Below are 15643 nucleotides of genomic sequence, written 5' to 3'. Positions count from 1 at the left end.
CGCTGAGCTCCGGAGGCTGGGCACCGGATGCCGAGCGTCGGATGCCGAGCGCGTGATGACGTCGGGAGTGGCACGGGTGGCGAGGAAGACGGCGACGATGGACCCCGGCCCCGGCGCGCCCGCCGGGGCCGTCCCGGGCCTTGAGCGGCTGCCGGCCGCGCCCGCGCTGTTCGTCGGGCGGCGCGCCGAGCTGGCCGCGCTGCGGGCGGCCGCCGCCCGCCCGGCGAGCGGACGCTGCCCGGTGCTGGTGCTGGCCGGACGTCCCGGCTCCGGCCGGACCGTGCTGGCGGCCCGCTTCGCCCGTACCGTCGCCGCCGACTACCCGGACGGCGTGCTGTTCGTACGGCTGTCCGCCCCGGACGGCGGCCGGGTGCCGCCGGCCCGGGCCGCCCGGCTGCTGCTGGAACAGCTCGACCCGCAGGCCGTCGTGCCGCTGCCCGGCGCCGGCGAGGACGGGCGGGACGAACCGGGCTGTGCGGCGCTGCGCGAGGCGCTCGCCGGGCTGCGGGTGCTGCTCGTGCTGGACGACGTCCGGGACGCCGGGCAGGTGTGGCCGCTGCTGACCGACGAGCCCGGCTGTCTGGTGCTCGCCACCACGGCCGGACCGCTCACCGGGATCGAGGACATCGACCCGGTGATCCTCGGCGGGCTGGACCGGCAGGCCTCCGGCGAGCTGCTGGCCGACCTGGTCGGCGGCACCCGGATCTCCTGCGACCCGGTCGGCGGTGCCGACCTGGCCGAGGCCTGCGCCGCCCGGCCGGCCGCACTGCGGCTGATGGCGGGGTGGCTGCGCGGGAACCCGAAGATCGCGGTCACCGATGCGGCGCGCGAGCTCAACCGGGTGGTGGGGGAGGAGACGACGGTCACAGCGGCTTCGGTGGACCCTGCCGCGGGTGCCGGGGTCGAGGAGAAGGACAGGCAGAAGGAAAAGGAGAGGGAGAAGCAGAAGGGGCCGGGGAGGGCACCGGGGAAGAGGGAAGGGGAGCGGGAGCGGGCGGCGAGGTCCTCCGGGGCTGCTCCGGCCGGGGCCACCGGGGCCACAGGGGTGCGCGGGGCCACCGGGGCGGTCGGGGCGGCGTCGGGTCCGTCGGGTCCGTCGGGCAAGCAGGGGACCGGCAAGCCCGTCCCGGGGAAGGCGGTCCCGGGAACGGGGGCGGGGCCGGCGGCGACGCAGGGCCGGGCCGGTGAGTCCGCTCCCGGCGCCGGTGCGGCTGTCTCTCGCGGTGCCGCTTCCGCTGCCGCGGTGACGGAGTCGGCCGGTGATCCGGCGGCCTGGGTGAAGCCCGGCCCGGAGCCGGCCGAGCCGGTGCCCGTCCCCGACAACGACCCGCTGCTCGGCGCGTTCACCCTGCTGTACCGCGGGCTGCCGGCCGCCCAGGCACGGATGCTGCGCACCCTCACCCTGGCCCCGGCGCAGACCGCAGACCCGCGCACCGCCTCCGCGCTGGTCGGTTGCCCGGTACCGGACGCGGCCGTGACGCTGGCCGCGCTCGCCGAGCGGGAGCTGCTCGGCGAGGAGGCGCCGGCCGCCGACGGCACCGCGCGCTACCGGGTGCCCGGGCGGCTGTACCCCCGGCTGGTCCGGCTGCGCGAGCAGGAGGACCGGCCCACCGAGACCGAGCTCGCCCGGGCCCGGCTGCTGGAGCGGATGGTCCGGCTCACCGAGTCGGCCCGCGCGCTGCTCGACCCGGCGGTCGGCCCCGTCCCGGAGCCGCTGCCCGCCCCGCTGCGGCTGCGGTCGGCCGCGCACGCCCGTGAGTGGCTGCTCGGCGAGCGGGAGCTGCTGCTCGGCGCGGTGGCCGACGCGATCGGCCAGGGCGACCTGGACGGTTCGGCCGGGCGGCTGGTCACCGCGCTGCTGCGGACGCTGCCGCTGACCGGAGCCGCCGCCCCCACCGACCTCTACCGGCTGCACGAGCTGGTGCTGACCGTCGCCGAGCGCGCCGGCCGGCCCCGCCGGGCCTCGGCCGCGCTGCTCAACCTGGGCGACCTCCAGGCCTCGGCGGGCCGCTGGGAGCCGGCCGCCGTCCACTACCGGGCCGCCCTGGAGCACGCCCGCAGGGCCGACGACGAGCCGCTCTGCGCCCGGGCCCTGGAGAGCGCCGCCAACTGTCACCGGGCGCTCGGCGACGCGGTGCGGGCCGCCGACTGGTACGGGCGGGCGCTCGGCCTGCGGCAGGCCCTCGGGGACCACGCGGCCGAGGCCCGGCTGCTGGCCCGGGTGGCCGAGGCGCACACCGCGCAGCGCCGCTTCGACGAGGCCGACCGGGAGTACCGGGCCGCGCTCGCGGTGCTGCGCCGGCTGGGCGACGAGCGGGGCCGGGAGGCCGTCGGCGGGGCCCTCGCGGACCTGCGGGAACGCGTGGATGCCGGGTGGTGATAGGCATTTCGGAGGTATTGTCGAAGATGCCCGGTTGGGACGTCTTTGGCGGGTAAGTCGCAGGGGAAGCCTACGAACCTGCCAATGTGTGCGGGAAAATTATTCACTTTGGAAGGCTGACACGCCGACTGGGCTTCATTACACTCGGACTCAGTCGCGCAGCGATCCCGCCCCGGGCTGCCCCGGAGGCTTCCCCACGTGCGCGTCGCCCACCGGTCTTCTCCGGTCGGGACCCCCATGGCAAGAGGACGTGTTCACCCGTGAAGGTCGGCATCCCCCGCGAGGTCAAGAACCACGAGTACCGCGTGGCCATCACGCCCGCCGGCGTGCATGAGCTGGTCCGTAACGGACACGAGGTCTACATCGAGGACAACGCCGGTGTCGGCTCCTCGATCCCGAACGAGGAGTACGTGGCCGCCGGCGCCACCATCCTCCCCACCGCCGACGAGGTGTGGGCCACCGCCGACCTGCTGCTGAAGGTCAAGGAGCCCATCGCCTCTGAGTACCACCGGCTGCGCAAGGGTCAGACCCTCTTCACGTACCTCCACCTGGCGGCCGACCGGGCCGGCACCGACGCGCTGGTCGCCTCGGGCACCACCGCCATCGCGTACGAGACCGTGCAGCTGCCGAACGGCGCGCTGCCGCTGCTCGCCCCGATGTCCGAGGTCGCGGGCCGCCTGGCCCCGCAGGTCGGCTCGTACCACCTGATGCGCCCGGCCGGCGGCCGCGGCACCCTGCCGGGCGGCGTGCCCGGCACCCACCCGGCCAAGGCCGTCGTCATCGGCGGTGGCGTCTCCGGCTGGCACGCGGCCACCATCGCCGTCGGCATGGGTTACGAGGTGACCCTGCTGGACCGCGACATCAACAAGCTGCGCGAGGCCGACCGCATCTTCGGCACCAAGGTCAAGACCATCGTGTCGAACGCCTTCGAGCTGGAGAAGGCCGTCGTGGAGGCCGACCTGGTCGTCGGTGCCGTGCTGATCCCGGGCGCCAAGGCCCCGAAGCTGGTCACCAACGAGCTGGTCTCCCGCATGAAGCCGGGCTCCGTGCTCGTCGACATCGCCATCGACCAGGGCGGCTGCTTCGAGGACTCGCACGCCACCACGCACGACGACCCGACCTTCAAGGTCCACAACTCGGTCTTCTACTGCGTGGCCAACATGCCGGGCGCCGTCCCGAACACCTCCACCTACGCGCTGACCAACGCCACCATGCCGTACGTGCTGGAGCTGGCCAACCGCGGGTGGAAGGAGGCGCTGCGCCGCGACGAGGCGCTCGCCAAGGGCCTGAACGTGCACGAGGGCCAGATCACCTTCCCGGCCGTGGCCGAGGCCTTCGGCCTGGAGTCGGTCTCCCTGGAGAGCGTGCTCGCCTGAACCCCCTGACCGCCCGGCGGTCGTTCGCCCCCGACCCGATCCCTTCGGGCCGGGGGCTTCGCCGTGCCCGTGATCAGCGGGTCGACCGGGCAGGTCGCTCTGTCGTCAATATCTGTCGGTCACGTCACCCGCCCGCAGAAACGTTGGGGCCGGTGACCCTCTCATCCCTTGACAGCAGCCCGCTCGATACTCGACACATCCTGCCCACTACCGTGGATTGTGTTGCTGCGAACGCCTTGAACGGCCTAGAGTCGCAAACCGTCGGCATGCTGCCACGCTGACGAATCGACATAGAGTCCTGGATGACCCAAGGAGGTAAGACGACTTGTGAATGAGTCGACAATTGCTCCCGGGGGTGGTCAGCCAGGACTGGCGGAGCTCACCGCCGGCCAGCCGAGTGAGGAGTCCGGGGCCCGGCAGCCCTCCGTGGGCTCGGCCGAGGTCGGCTCGGTCGCACTCCGTACTTTCGAAGCACGCCAGAACACAGCACAGGTGACCACGGTGACCGATCACGACGCCGACTTGGCGGCCTACGGCCTGGCCTACGGCGAGTTCGCCTACGGCGCCTACGACGACCCGGACGCCGAGTACGAGCCGGACCCGGAGTACGCCGCCACGCTGGCCCCCGACGCCGCGCGGCAGCGCCGCGAGCGGGTCGGCCCCACCGGCCGTCCGCTGCCGTACTTCCCGATTCCCGCGCCGGTCGCCGAGCACGGCCCCGCCCAGATCATCGCCATGTGCAACCAGAAGGGCGGCGTCGGCAAGACCACGTCGACCATCAACCTGGGCGCGGCGCTGGCCGAGTACGGCCGCCGGGTGCTGCTCGTCGACTTCGACCCGCAGGGCGCGCTCTCGGTCGGCCTCGGCGTCAACCCGATGGAGCTCGACGTCACCGTCTACAACCTGCTCATGGAGCGGGGCCTGACGGCCGATGAAGTGCTGCTGAAGACGGCGGTCCCGGGAATGGACCTGCTGCCCTCCAACATCGACCTCTCCGCCGCCGAGGTGCAGCTGGTCAGCGAGGTGGCCCGGGAGTCCGCGCTGGCGCGCGCCCTGAAGCCGCTGCTGCCCGACTACGACTACGTCATCATCGACTGCCAGCCCTCGCTGGGCCTGCTGACGGTCAATGCGTTGACGGCCGCTCACAGCGTGATCGTCCCGCTGGAGTGCGAGTTCTTCGCGCTGCGCGGTGTCGCGCTGCTGACCGAGACCATCGAGAAGGTGTGCGAGCGGCTCAACCCCGAGCTGCGCCTGGACGGCATCCTGGCCACCATGTACGACTCGCGCACCGTGCACAGCCGCGAGGTGCTGGCGCGCGTCGTCGAGGCGTTCGGCGAGCACGTCTTCCACACCGTCATCGGGCGGACCGTGCGCTTCCCGGAGACCACCGTCGCCGGCGAGCCCATCACGACGTACGCGACCAACTCGGTCGGTGCCGCCGCCTACCGCCAGCTCGCCAGGGAGGTGCTCGACCGGTGCCGCCCCGCCGAGTGAGTCTCCCGGGTGCCGACGAGCTGTTCCGGACCACGGGAGGGATGGCGCTGTCGCCCTCCCTCGCGCCGCGTCCGGCCGCCGAGGCAGCCAGACCGGAGACCGCGCGGACCGTCAACGGCCAGCCGGACGGCGCCGAGGGCACCGAATCCGCCCAGGGCGTCCAGGACGACCGGCAGGTGACGCCGGGGCAGCAGGCGCCCGCCTCGGTGCCGGCGCCCGCGCAGCCGCCCGTCCAGCGCTCCGGCGCGACCGTCGGGCCCGTGGCCGCAGGCACAGCCGGGGCCGGGAAGACCGTCCAGGGCGGCCGCGGAGCCGGTTCCGCCCCGGCGGCCCGGACGCACCAGGGCGCCGCCGAGGAGCAGCCCGGTGCCGCCGGACGTGCCCGGCCGCGCGGCCGCGCGCCGCGCCGGCCCAGCGGGCGCGAGCGGCACGACGAGAAGATCACGGTGTACGTGTCCGCCGAGGAGCTCATGGACCTGGAGCACACCCGGCTGGTGCTGCGCGGCGAGCACGGCCTGGCCGTGGACCGCGGGCGGATCGTCCGGGAGGCCATCGCGGTCGTCCTGGCGGACCTGGAGCAGCGCGGCGAGGCCTCGATCCTGGTTCGGCGCCTGCGCGGCCGGTAGGCGGCGCGGAAGGGCGGCCGGCCGTTGGCGCCGGGCGTCGAGGGGGGCGGTCCGTACCGCCGGCTTCGTGGGGGCGGTCGGTACCGCCGGGTGTCGAGGGCCGCGGGCCCGGCGTGGGGAGGCCGCCGGGCGGGTGGCGCGGCGCCGGAGGCGCGCGGGCACGCGGGCGTCGGAGGGGGCGCGGGGCGCCGGGAAGGCGCCGAGGGGCGCGGGGTGGGGCCGGGGCGGGGTCCCGGCGCCCGAGGACCGTGTCGGGCTTCGGAGGGGCGTTCCCGGGGATCCGGGGTCGGTCCACGGGTCGGCTGCCGCGTCGAGGGCCTCGTACGGGCCCGGGTGCGCCGGGCGGAGGCCTCGTGGGAAGTGGGCGGAAGGCGGGCGGAGGCTGGTCCGGGGCCCGGTGGAACGGCGTGTCGATGGCCCTGGGGCGAGGCCGGGGGAGGGGGCGGGTGAAGATGGACCGCCATGTCCAGTACCGCCGAAACCGCTGAAGTCGCTGAAACCGCCGAAGTTGCTGAAGCCTCCGGAACCTCCGAGCCACCGGCCGCGGCCGTCGCGAGCGCGACCGCTACTGCTGCTGCTGCCGTGAGCGCGACGGCCACCGCCACTGCCGTGAGCGCGGCCGAGAACGAGTCGCGGGGAGGTTTCCGGGTCCGGCTGGACAACTTCGAGGGCCCCTTCGACCTGCTGCTCAGCCTGATCGCCAAGCACAAGCTGGACGTCACCGAGGTGGCGCTGGCCACCGTCACGGACGAGTTCATGGCGTACATCCGGGCGATGGGGCCGGACTGGGACCTGGACGCGGCGACCGAGTTCCTGGTGGTGGCCGCCACCCTGCTCGACCTCAAGGCGGCCCGGCTGCTGCCCGTGGCGGAGGTCGAGGACGAGGCGGACCTGGCCCTGCTGGAGGCCCGGGACCTGCTGTTCGCACGGCTGCTCCAGTACCGGGCGTACAAGCGGGCGGCCGCGCTGTTCGGCGAACGCTGGGCGGCCGAGCTGCTGCGTCGGCCCAGGAGCGCCGCCCTGGAGCCCCGGCACGCGGAGCTGCTGCCGGAGGTCGTCATCGGCGTCGGGCCCCAGCGGCTCGCCGAGCTGGCGGCCAAGGCGATGGCGCCCAGGCCCGCGCCGGTCGTCTACGTGGACCACATCCACACCCCGCCGGTGAGCGTGCGCGAGCAGGCCTCCCTGGTGGTGGGGCTGCTCACCGAGCTGGGCGAGGCCTCGTTCCAGCGGCTGGTCGAGGACGCGCCGGACGACCTGGTGGTGGTCGCCCGGTTCCTGGCGCTGCTGGAGCTGTACCGGGAGCGGGTGCTCGCCTTCGAGCAGCCGGAGGCGCTCGGCGAACTGGTGGTGCGCTGGGTGGCCGAGGAGGGCCGGGTGGCGGTCGAGGTCACGGACGAGTTCGACCGGCCGGCGGGCGAGGGCGGCGAGGGCGGCGAGGGCGGCGGGGTCGGCGAGAGCGGCGAGGGCGAGGAGGGCGAGCGGCGATGAGTGGCGGGAACGAGAACGGGCGGCCGGTGCGGCGCCCGCTGGGGCTGCCCGGGCAGCCGCGGGCCGAGGAGTGGCTGGAACCGGCCTTCGAGCTGTTGCCGGAGCCGGTGGACCCGGTCCGGCCGGTGGAACCCGCGGAGCCCGTGCAGCGCACCGAGCGGGTCGAGGGTGTCGAGCCGGTCGAGCGTGTGGCGCCGGTCGGGCTGGTGGAGTCCGGGGAGCGGGCCGAGCCGGTGGAGCCCACTGGGCCCGTGGTACCCGAGGTGTCGGCGGGGGACGGGGCGGTGGTGGAGGCCCGTCTCGTGCGTCAGAAGTCGGCCCAGCCGACTTCCGGTGCCGAAGGGGCCGCCGACGCCGGGCTGAGGGCCGAGCTGGAGGCCGTCCTGATGGTCGTCGACGAGCCAGTGGCGGAGGAGCGGCTGGCAGGGGTGCTGGAGCGGTCCCGGACCGAGGTGGCGGCCGCGCTGCGCGAGCTGTCCGCCGAGTACACGGCCCAGGGCCGCGGTTTCGACCTGCGGCTGGTCGCGGGCGGCTGGCGGTTCTACAGCCGGGACACCTGTTCCGCGGCCGTCGACCGCTTCCTCCTGGACGGCCAGCAGGCCCGGCTCAGCCAGGCCGCGCTGGAGACCCTGGCGGTGGTCGCCTACCGGCAGCCGGTGTCCAGATCGCGGGTTTCCGCCGTCCGCGGTGTGAACTGTGACGGCGTGATGCGTACCCTGGTACAGCGAGGACTGGCGGAAGAGGCCGGATCCGAGCCCGAAACAGGTGCGATCCTGTATCGGACGACGAACTACTTCCTGGAACGGATGGGGCTCCGCGGCCTGGACGAGCTGCCGGAGCTTGCTCCCTTCCTGCCCGAGGTCGACGACGTGGAAGCGGAGTCCCTGGAGGGCACGATGATCGCGGAGGCGGTCGCCGCCGCTGCCGCGCAGGCCGCGGACGGCAGTGGCGAGGCCGATCGGGCCGGGCCCGATCGGTAGGGGGCGGTGAGGTCGGCCGAAACGACCGCACATCCCAGACGGAACGACGTACGGACACTTTGATGCGTAGCAGTGGCAACGGCAGGAACAGCAGCGGCGGCGGGAGCGGTCGCGGCGGGCAGGGCGGGGGCCGGGGCGGCAGCTCCTACGGCGGCGGCGGCAGCAGCAGCCGCGGCGGCGGCTCGGGCGCGCGCGGGGGTTCGTACGGCGGCGGTGGCGGTGGTGGCCGCGGCGGCTCCGGCTCGGGGTCGGGCTCGTACGGCGGCGGTGGCCGGGGCGGCTCCGCTTCGGGGTCGGGCTCGCGCGGCGGCTCGTACGGTCGTGACGACCGGCGCGAGGGCCGCCGGGACGACCGGCGTGACGACCGCCGCTACCCGGACCGCCCGCTGCGGCCCGAGGAGCGCAAGTACGACCGCCCCGAGTACGGCGGCGGCCCCAACGCCACCCCGGCCCGCGGCGGCTACACCGGCCGGCGCCCCGGCCCGGCCCCGCGCCCGCGCCGTGAGGGCCAGGGCGCCCCGGGCGACCCGCGCCGTCAGCCGCAGCGCTCGCGCGAGCTGCAGGCCAAGATCGAGGACGCCGTCCTCGCCCGGCACGACAAGCCGGCCGTCAAGCTCCCCAAGACCTTCGGCGAGCCCGAGGGCGAGCGCCTGCAGAAGGTGCTGGCCCGGGCCGGCATCGGCAGCCGCCGCGCCTGCGAGGAACTGATCGAGCAGGGCCGGGTCGAGGTCAACGGCAAGCGCGTCACCGAGCAGGGCAAACGGGTCGACCCCCAGAAGGACGAGATCAAGGTGGACGGCCTGACCGTCGCCACCCAGTCCTACCTGTTCTTCGCGCTGAACAAGCCGGCCGGCGTGGTCTCCACCATGGAGGACCCGGACGGCCGCCAGTGCCTGGGCGACTACGTGACCAACCGGGAGACCCGGCTGTTCCACGTCGGCCGCCTGGACACCGAGACCGAGGGCATCATCCTGCTCACCAACCACGGCGAGCTGGCCCACCGTCTCACCCACCCGCGCTATGGCGTGACCAAGACCTACCTGGCCGCGATCCAGGGCCCGATCCCGCGCGACCTGGGCAAGCAGCTGGCCCAGGGCGTGGAGCTGGAGGACGGCTACGCGCGCGCCGACAGCTTCAAGGTGATCTCCAACGTCGGCAAGAACTACCTGGTCGAGGTGACCCTGCACGAGGGCCGCAAGCACATCGTCCGCCGGATGCTGGCCGAGGCCGGCTTCCCGGTCGAGAAGCTGGTGCGCACCCACTTCGGCCCGATCGCCCTGGGCGACCAGAAGTCGGGCTGGCTGCGCCGTCTGACCAACCCGGAGGTCGGCCAGCTGATGCGCGAGGTCGGCCTGTAGGCCCGTCCCCGTCCGCTCTGCCGGAGCCCCCGGCCGCACCTGCTGCGGCCGGGGGCTCCGGCGTTCCCGGGGGATGCCGGGCCGGGGCGCGCGGGTGTCGATGTGCGAGTGTCCACGTGTGGGGTGTGTGCGGGTGGGCGCTGCGGACGTCCACGTTCCGGACGAGTGGTGTGAGCCGGGACGCAACCGCTGGTCACGGCCTTGTCAGCGTCATGATCCGTGGCCGAGGATGGCCACCGGCGCACCACGCCGCGGCGTGGCGGGACTGCGCCAGCACGGGGCGCGCGGGTCGGGGCGGGAACGAGCCAACGGGAACGGGCGAGCAGGGGGAGAGGGCGTCGTGTCCGATGCAGCACTGGGACGGGCCGGCGGACAGGCCCTCGGCGCGCTGGGACTGGCGGAGCCGGACGGGCAGGTCTACGCGGCACTGGTGGCCAACCCGCAGTCCACGGCGGAGGAGCTGGCGGAGAGCTGCGGGCTGACGTTCCAGCAGAGCGTGCGCGCACTGGACCGGTTGGCGCAGCAGGGCATGGCCACCCGGGCGCCGGTGGACCGGCACCGCTACCTGCCGGTCCCGCCGGACGTCGCGATCGGCACGCTGATCGGGCACCGGGAGTCGGAGCTCCGCTACGCCCGGGCCGAGATGCACCGGCTGATGGACGCCTTCCGGGAGGCCTCGCGGTACACCGACCCGGCGCACTCGGTGGAGGTGCTGACGGGCGGCGAGGCGATCGCCCAGCGGCTGGAGCACATCACCGAGACCAGCCAGTACCAGGTGCGCGGCTTCGACCGTCCGCCGTACATCCAGGACCCGGTGGCGCCGATGCCCCTGCAGCGGCGGCGGCTGCGCGAGGGTGTGAAGTTCCGGACGATCTACGACCGGGAGGCGGTGGCCTGGCCGGGGCGGCTGGAGAAGAACATCCTGGCCGGGGTCGAGGACGGCGAGGAGGCGCGGGTCCGGCCGGCGCTACCGATGAAGATGATCATCTCGGACGACCGGATGGCCATCATTCCGATCAGCGTCGGTGACAGCGTGCTGGACGCCGCGTACGTGATCCACCCCTCGGCGCTGCTCCAGGCGCTGGACACGCTCTTCGAGGCGGAGTGGGAGCGGGCCGTGCGGTTGCAGGCGGACGCCGGATCGGAGGACGGCGCGTCGGGACCGGAAGCCGACCACCGCAAGCTGCTGGGCCTGCTGGCGGCCGGGCTCACCGACGAGTCGATCGCCCGTTCGCTCGGCTGGAGCGCCCGGACCACCCAGCGCCGCCTCCAGAGCCTGATGCGCTCGCTGGGCGCCACCACCCGCTTCCAGGCCGGGATGGCGGCCAGGGAGCGGGGGTGGCTGTAGGGAATGTTGTGACAATTCTTGGTGTCGTGACGGCGCGATGGTCCGTGGAGTCGTGGCCATTCGCATTGTTATGACATTTCGCGTGCTCCGCGTGCTCAGCGTGTTTCATGAGTTCCTTGTGGTCCGCGGGAACGGCGGGGAGCGGGGGAGCTGCCCGCTCCTCGGAACCGCGTGAACCCCGGGACTCGCGTGAACCCCCGGAGCGGCGTGAACCCCGAGACTCGCGTGAACCCCGGGAATTGTCATAACTTTCCCCGGTCGTGCCCCGTCAGCTCCAGGGGCTGAGTGCGGCCCAGCGGCCGTCCGGGCCGCGCTCGACCTTCTCCAGGCCGACCACGGCGGTGCGGTTCAGCCGCCCGTAGATGTGCGGGAACAGCACACCGGGGGTGGCCCCTGGTGGCGGGGCGCCGTGCGGGGCCTCCCACTTCACCATCGGCTCCACCAGCGATTCCTCGATCAGCAGCACCATCAGCGGTTCGGGGGTGTCGGCGAAGAAGGCGTTGGCCACCGCGAGCGCCGTCTGCTCGTCCGCCGAGCAGTGGATGAACCCGTCGGTGAGCAGCGACGCGGTGGCGTACGGGCGGCCGGGGTCGGCCAGCCAGTCGTCCAGGGGAGCAAGGTGGAGGATCATGCTTCCTTTTCTACCCGTTGTCTCCGGTTTGGTCCTGAGCGGCCGTCATCGGCACGGCGGTGTCCGCCGTGCCGACCGCAGCGGTCAGAGTCCGGCCACCTTGGCGGACGCGGACACCTCGTACACCAGGGTGAGGGTGCGCCGGGCGCCCGGGGCGAGTGGGACGTCCCACCGGACGATGCCCTCGGTGTCGAAGGAATCCGGCGCCGAGGCGCACTCCTCCTTGCGCAGCCGTACCTCGACCGCCGACACCTCGCTGACCGGGACCCGCTCGCGCACCGTGACGATCCGCTCGTCGCGTTCCTCCGGGCCGGAGAAGCGGGACAGGTGCAGCCGGACCGTCCGGGTGGTGGTCTGGCGGCCAGTGAGGCCGGCGGTGGCCTGGCGCTCCTCGGTCTCCCGGACCACCCGGTAGCCGTCCGAGCTGCCGAAGGACAGTTCGGCCTCGGCGCCGGCGGCGGTGAAGCGGAGCTCGCCGCGGCCGGTGAAGCCGCTGCCGCGGACCAGCTCGACCGGGCCGGACAGCAGCGGGTGCCCGGCCGTGTTGCGGAACCGGACCACCTGGGTGACCAGCGGGGACAGTTCCGGGGCGCAGGCGTACTCGCTGCTCGCCGGCCCGGTGGAGGCACCCAGCGGCACCCGGTGGGCGCGGCCGTCGGAGGGCACGGTCGCGGGGGCGGGGGCGGGCAGCACCCGGACCTCGCCGCCGTCGTCCACGCCCGGAACCCGGGAGTCCGCGCCCAGGGTGGCGACCGCCTCCTCGCGCAGCTCGACCTCGACCGTGCGGCGCTCCTCGTCGGTGCGCTCGCGCAGCACCACGACGTCCTCGGCGACCGCGGGCGGGGCGGTGGCGAGGGCGGAGCGGGCGGTGGAGAAGGTGAGCCGGGCGTTCGTCCAGTCCTCGCCGGTGCGCTGCCAGACCACCGCCTCCGACTCCAGGCGCAGGTCGGCGCCGTCCAGGGTCGCCCGGTAGGAGGGCCGCCACAGCGCACAGGGCACCAGGTGGGAGACGGTCAGCTCGGCGGGGCCGGGCTGCGCCGCCTCGACGGTGAGCTCCAGGTGGGCGGTCAGCTCGGCCGGGTCCTCCTCCGCCTGGTCCAGTGCGGTCAGGGCCTGTGAGCGTTCCTGCTCCAGGCGGCGCAGCCGGGAGTGGGTGGCGCGCAGGTCCTCGCCGTAGCGCTCGCGTTCGGTGTCCACCCGGCCGAGCTCCCGGGCCCAGCGGTTGGGTTCGAGCTCGCCGAGCCCGGCGCCTTCGCCGATCTCGCGCAGCAGGTCGGCGGAGAGCTGGGCGAGCAGTGCCAGTCGGGCCTCCAACCGGGCCCGGGTCTGGTCGGCCAGGCGCGTCTCGACGTCCAGCCGGTGCAGCCGGTGGCGCAGTTCGGAGTCCTCCGGGCCGGGCGGCAGCGGGGCGCGCGGGGTCCAGTCGCGCACCAGCCGGGCGTCCAGCACCCGGACGCCGTCGGTGGCGGATTCGGCGCGCAGGGTGCGGTCGACGGCGAGGGCGGTGAGCGGGCCGAGGCGCAGCCGCTGCACGCCCGCGGCGAGCCCGACCGTCGTGGTGCGCTCGACCTGGCTGCGGTCCTCCAGGCAGGTCACGGCGGTGACGGGGAGGGGAAGGGTCTCGACGGTCATCGCTCAGTTCCTCCGGTTTCCGCCGACGATGGCCTTTCCGGCCGGGATCTTGATCAGGTAGCCGCCGTCCAGCTCGGTGCGCCCGCCCGGCGGCAGGTCGACGCGCCAGAGCCGGGTGCTGGGCGGGCAGTCCGGTGCGGAGACGGTCGGGGCGTGCCAGTCGGCCCGCTCCTCGATCCGGATCTCGCCGTCGGAGGTGACCGGCACCCGCTCGCGGACCTCCACCGTGACGGCGCGTGCGAGCCGGTTGGCCAGCCGGACGTGCACCCGGTGGTCGAGGACGGTGCTGTTGCCCTTCAGCATGCCGGTGGTGGACTCGTGCAGCTCGGTGCGGCGCGCCACCTCGATGCTCTCGGCGACGCCGATGCCCAGCCGCCGGGTGCCGCCGGGCGCCAGGGTGGGCAGGGCGGCGGTGAGCAGGAACTCGTCGTCCACGGTGACCTCGGCCGGGCCGGCCAGGACGGCCTGGTCGGTGCGGTTGGCGAGCACCAGGGTCGCGTACACCTTCTCCTCGACGGCGGGGACGGTGACGTACTCGGGTCGGACGGCGAGGGGGATCTCGCCGACGGTGACGGTGTGCCAGGTGCCGTCGGACGGGATGTCGGCGGGGGCGGCGGCGTCGAAGCGGTGGTCGAAGGAGCCGGCCGACTCGCGGGGCGGGACGGCGTGCCGGGGCAGGGCGAGGGTGCGCAGCTGCGTGGTACCGCTGCCGCCGGGCAGGGGCCAGGCCTGCTCCTCGCGCTCGATCCGTTCGGGGCGGGCGTGCAGGGTGCCGCGCCGGGCGGGGGATTCCTCCGGGCCGGCCAGGACGAGGTCGGGGTAGTCGAGCAGAGTGGCGTCCGGGGCGAGGCCGGGCGGAGGAGGCGGTGGGGCGGCGTGGCCGACACGGCGGCGGGCCTCCCCGGGCGGGAGGCCGCCCGGAGCCTGCGGCAGCGGTGCGTAGGCGGCGACCGGGGCCGGGGAAAGGAGCGGCGGCGGGGCGCCGTAGCCGGCGAAGCCACCGGGGCTGCCCGGGGGAGGGGGCATCGGCTCGTCGGCGCTCAGCAGGCCGCCGCCGTACGGGCCGGCCGCGGGGGCGATCTGCTCGTCGGCCCCGAAGGCCTCGGCCCGGGGGCCGCCCGGACGTGCGCCGCCGCGGAGACGGGCGGAGCGGGTGGCAGGGACGGCGGAGACGGGCGTCGGGGCGGGGGCGCCGATCGGGCGGGATGCGGTGAGGTGGGGCCGGTGGTGCGGGGCGGGGCGGTCGGCGTCGGCCGCGTCGTAGCCGGTGAAGAGGTCGGTCAGGCCGGCCGGGGGCTCGCGCCAGCCGGAGGGTGGTGGGGCGGGCTGGCTGCGTCCGATCCGCAGCGAGGCGAGCCGGGGCAGGTCGGTGCGGCGGTCGAGGTCGGCGGTGGACAGGGCGAGGCGCACGCCCGTCCAGTCCTCGCCGGTGCGCTGGGCGACGGCGGCGCGCAGGACCAGGTGGGCGGTGTCGGAGCCGGTCCGGTAGGACAACCGGTAGGCGGGCACCCAGCGGGCGGCGGGGACCCCGTACTCCAGTTCCAGTTCCAGGTCGAGGTGGTCACCGCCGGGGGCGGTGTCCTCGGTGGCGCCGGGGGTGGTGAGGGCGGCGGTGCCCGTGGTGGCGCTCGGGGTGGTGCCGGGAGTGGTGAGAGTGAGCAGGACGGTGGTGCTGGTGCCGATCGGCTCGGCCCGGTCGGCGGTGGACGCCCGTTCCAGCCGGTCGGCGGCCAAGTCGAGCTCGTGATCGGTGAGTTCCAGCTCCCGGGTGAGCTGCTCGGCGCGCTCCTGGAGCCGGGCCAGCCGCTCGTCGACGAAGTCGGCGAGCTCCAGCCACGCGTCGGCGGGCGTGCGGCGCAGCGGCTCGTCGCGTCGGCGCTGCGGCGGGACGGCGCGCAGTGCGGCGGTCTCGGCGATCGAGGCCAGGACCAGCCGGTGGCGCTCGGCGAGCGCGCTGCGGCGCTCGGTGACCTCGTCCAGCGCCCGCTTCAGGTCCGGGAGTTCATCCGGCTCGCGGAGTTCGGCGAGCAGTTCGAGCCGGGCCTCGGTGACGGCGGTGCCGGCCGGTCCGGAGAGCACCCGGGCGCGCAGCGAGCGGCCGTCCAGGGCGGCGGGCAGACCGGTCAGCCGCAGCCGTCCCCCGGGCGGGACCGGGACGGTGGCCCGTCGGCGGCACACCGCGCCTTCGGCGTACACCACGACGGAGTCCAGGACCGACGGGTGGGCCGGTACGGCCGGCGGTTTCGACTGCCCGCTCCGGCCGTTGTGCTGATCGTCCATGCGCAACCCCTTCGTTCGCGTGTTCCCCGAGGTGTTCCCCCGCCGCGTGG

11 protein-coding genes are annotated in these 15643 nt (G+C 74.8%); 8 read left to right on the top strand and 3 right to left on the bottom strand.

The features are described 5' to 3' along the window. Positions 1 to 76 precede the first annotated feature (76 nt). From ACFVUY_RS27640 to ACFVUY_RS27605, 8 genes are all read left to right on the top strand, one after another. Positions 77 to 2380 carry an AAA family ATPase gene (locus tag ACFVUY_RS27640; RefSeq protein WP_387734299.1) on the top strand — a complete coding sequence of 768 codons (2304 nt, stop codon included), beginning with the start codon at positions 77 to 79 and terminating at the stop codon, positions 2378 to 2380. A 260-nt stretch (positions 2381 to 2640) separates the two neighbouring features. Then, a complete protein-coding gene (gene ald / locus ACFVUY_RS27635) occupies positions 2641 to 3756 on the top strand; it encodes an alanine dehydrogenase (protein WP_387693583.1) in 1116 nt (371 codons plus the stop codon). Positions 3757 to 4182: 426 nt separating this feature from the next. Further along, complete coding sequence (locus tag ACFVUY_RS27630; protein ID WP_030245868.1) at positions 4183 to 5250, top strand: ParA family protein; 1068 nt, start codon at positions 4183 to 4185, stop codon at positions 5248 to 5250. Positions 5251 to 5291: 41 nt separating this feature from the next. Continuing rightward, positions 5292 to 5876: a hypothetical protein gene (locus ACFVUY_RS27625; RefSeq protein ID WP_387734297.1), complete on the top strand. Its 585-nt coding sequence runs from the start codon at positions 5292 to 5294 to the stop codon at positions 5874 to 5876. Between the two features lie 582 nt (positions 5877 to 6458). Beyond that, complete coding sequence (locus ACFVUY_RS27620) at positions 6459 to 7364, top strand: segregation and condensation protein A (RefSeq protein WP_387734294.1); 906 nt, start codon at positions 6459 to 6461, stop codon at positions 7362 to 7364. 386 nt (positions 7365 to 7750) lie between these two features. Beyond that, positions 7751 to 8344, top strand: a complete 594-nt coding sequence (locus ACFVUY_RS27615) for an SMC-Scp complex subunit ScpB (RefSeq protein ID WP_387734320.1) — start codon at positions 7751 to 7753, stop codon at positions 8342 to 8344. A 62-nt stretch (positions 8345 to 8406) separates the two neighbouring features. Continuing rightward, positions 8407 to 9702: a pseudouridine synthase gene (locus ACFVUY_RS27610; RefSeq protein WP_387734292.1), complete on the top strand. Its 1296-nt coding sequence runs from the start codon at positions 8407 to 8409 to the stop codon at positions 9700 to 9702. A 340-nt stretch (positions 9703 to 10042) separates the two neighbouring features. Continuing rightward, complete coding sequence (locus tag ACFVUY_RS27605) at positions 10043 to 11050, top strand: helix-turn-helix domain-containing protein (RefSeq protein WP_387693587.1); 1008 nt, start codon at positions 10043 to 10045, stop codon at positions 11048 to 11050. A 268-nt stretch (positions 11051 to 11318) separates the two neighbouring features. Here the strand turns inward: ACFVUY_RS27605 and ACFVUY_RS27600 are convergent, their stop codons facing one another. The 3 genes from ACFVUY_RS27600 to ACFVUY_RS27590 all read right to left on the bottom strand — a co-directional run bounded on the left by ACFVUY_RS27600 (position 11319) and on the right by ACFVUY_RS27590 (position 15593). Beyond that, positions 11319 to 11681 carry a DUF952 domain-containing protein gene (locus ACFVUY_RS27600; protein ID WP_387693588.1) on the bottom strand — a complete coding sequence of 121 codons (363 nt, stop codon included), beginning with the start codon at positions 11679 to 11681 and terminating at the stop codon, positions 11319 to 11321. Positions 11682 to 11765: 84 nt separating this feature from the next. After that, the gene (locus ACFVUY_RS27595) at positions 11766 to 13313 is read right to left on the bottom strand and encodes a mucoidy inhibitor MuiA family protein (protein ID WP_387734289.1); all 1548 of its coding nucleotides are present in this window, start codon (positions 13311 to 13313) and stop codon (positions 11766 to 11768) included. A 3-nt stretch (positions 13314 to 13316) separates the two neighbouring features. Further along, positions 13317 to 15593 (bottom strand): DUF4139 domain-containing protein, encoded by a 2277-nt coding sequence (locus tag ACFVUY_RS27590; RefSeq protein ID WP_387734287.1) that lies wholly within the window; start codon positions 15591 to 15593, stop codon positions 13317 to 13319. Positions 15594 to 15643: the final 50 nt, after the last annotated feature.

This window comes from Kitasatospora sp. NPDC058063 (assembly GCF_042885395.1).
GTDB lineage: Bacteria > Actinomycetota > Actinomycetes > Streptomycetales > Streptomycetaceae > Kitasatospora > Kitasatospora lactacystinica.
This window is presented reverse-complemented; position numbering and strand designations above follow the sequence as displayed.

Excerpts from the sequence above, each read along its gene's own strand:
- ACFVUY_RS27625 (WP_387734297.1), top strand. The coding sequence starts at position 5,292 with ATGGCGCTGTCGCCCTCCCTCGCGCCGCGTCCGGCCGCCGAGGCAGCC.
- ACFVUY_RS27615 (WP_387734320.1), top strand. The coding sequence starts at position 7,751 with ATGGTCGTCGACGAGCCAGTGGCGGAGGAGCGGCTGGCAGGGGTGCTG.
- ACFVUY_RS27610 (WP_387734292.1), top strand. The coding sequence starts at position 8,407 with ATGCGTAGCAGTGGCAACGGCAGGAACAGCAGCGGCGGCGGGAGCGGT.
- ACFVUY_RS27600 (WP_387693588.1), bottom strand. The coding sequence starts at position 11,681 with ATGATCCTCCACCTTGCTCCCCTGGACGACTGGCTGGCCGACCCCGGC.
- ACFVUY_RS27595 (WP_387734289.1), bottom strand. The coding sequence starts at position 13,313 with ATGACCGTCGAGACCCTTCCCCTCCCCGTCACCGCCGTGACCTGCCTG.
- ACFVUY_RS27590 (WP_387734287.1), bottom strand. The coding sequence starts at position 15,593 with ATGGACGATCAGCACAACGGCCGGAGCGGGCAGTCGAAACCGCCGGCC.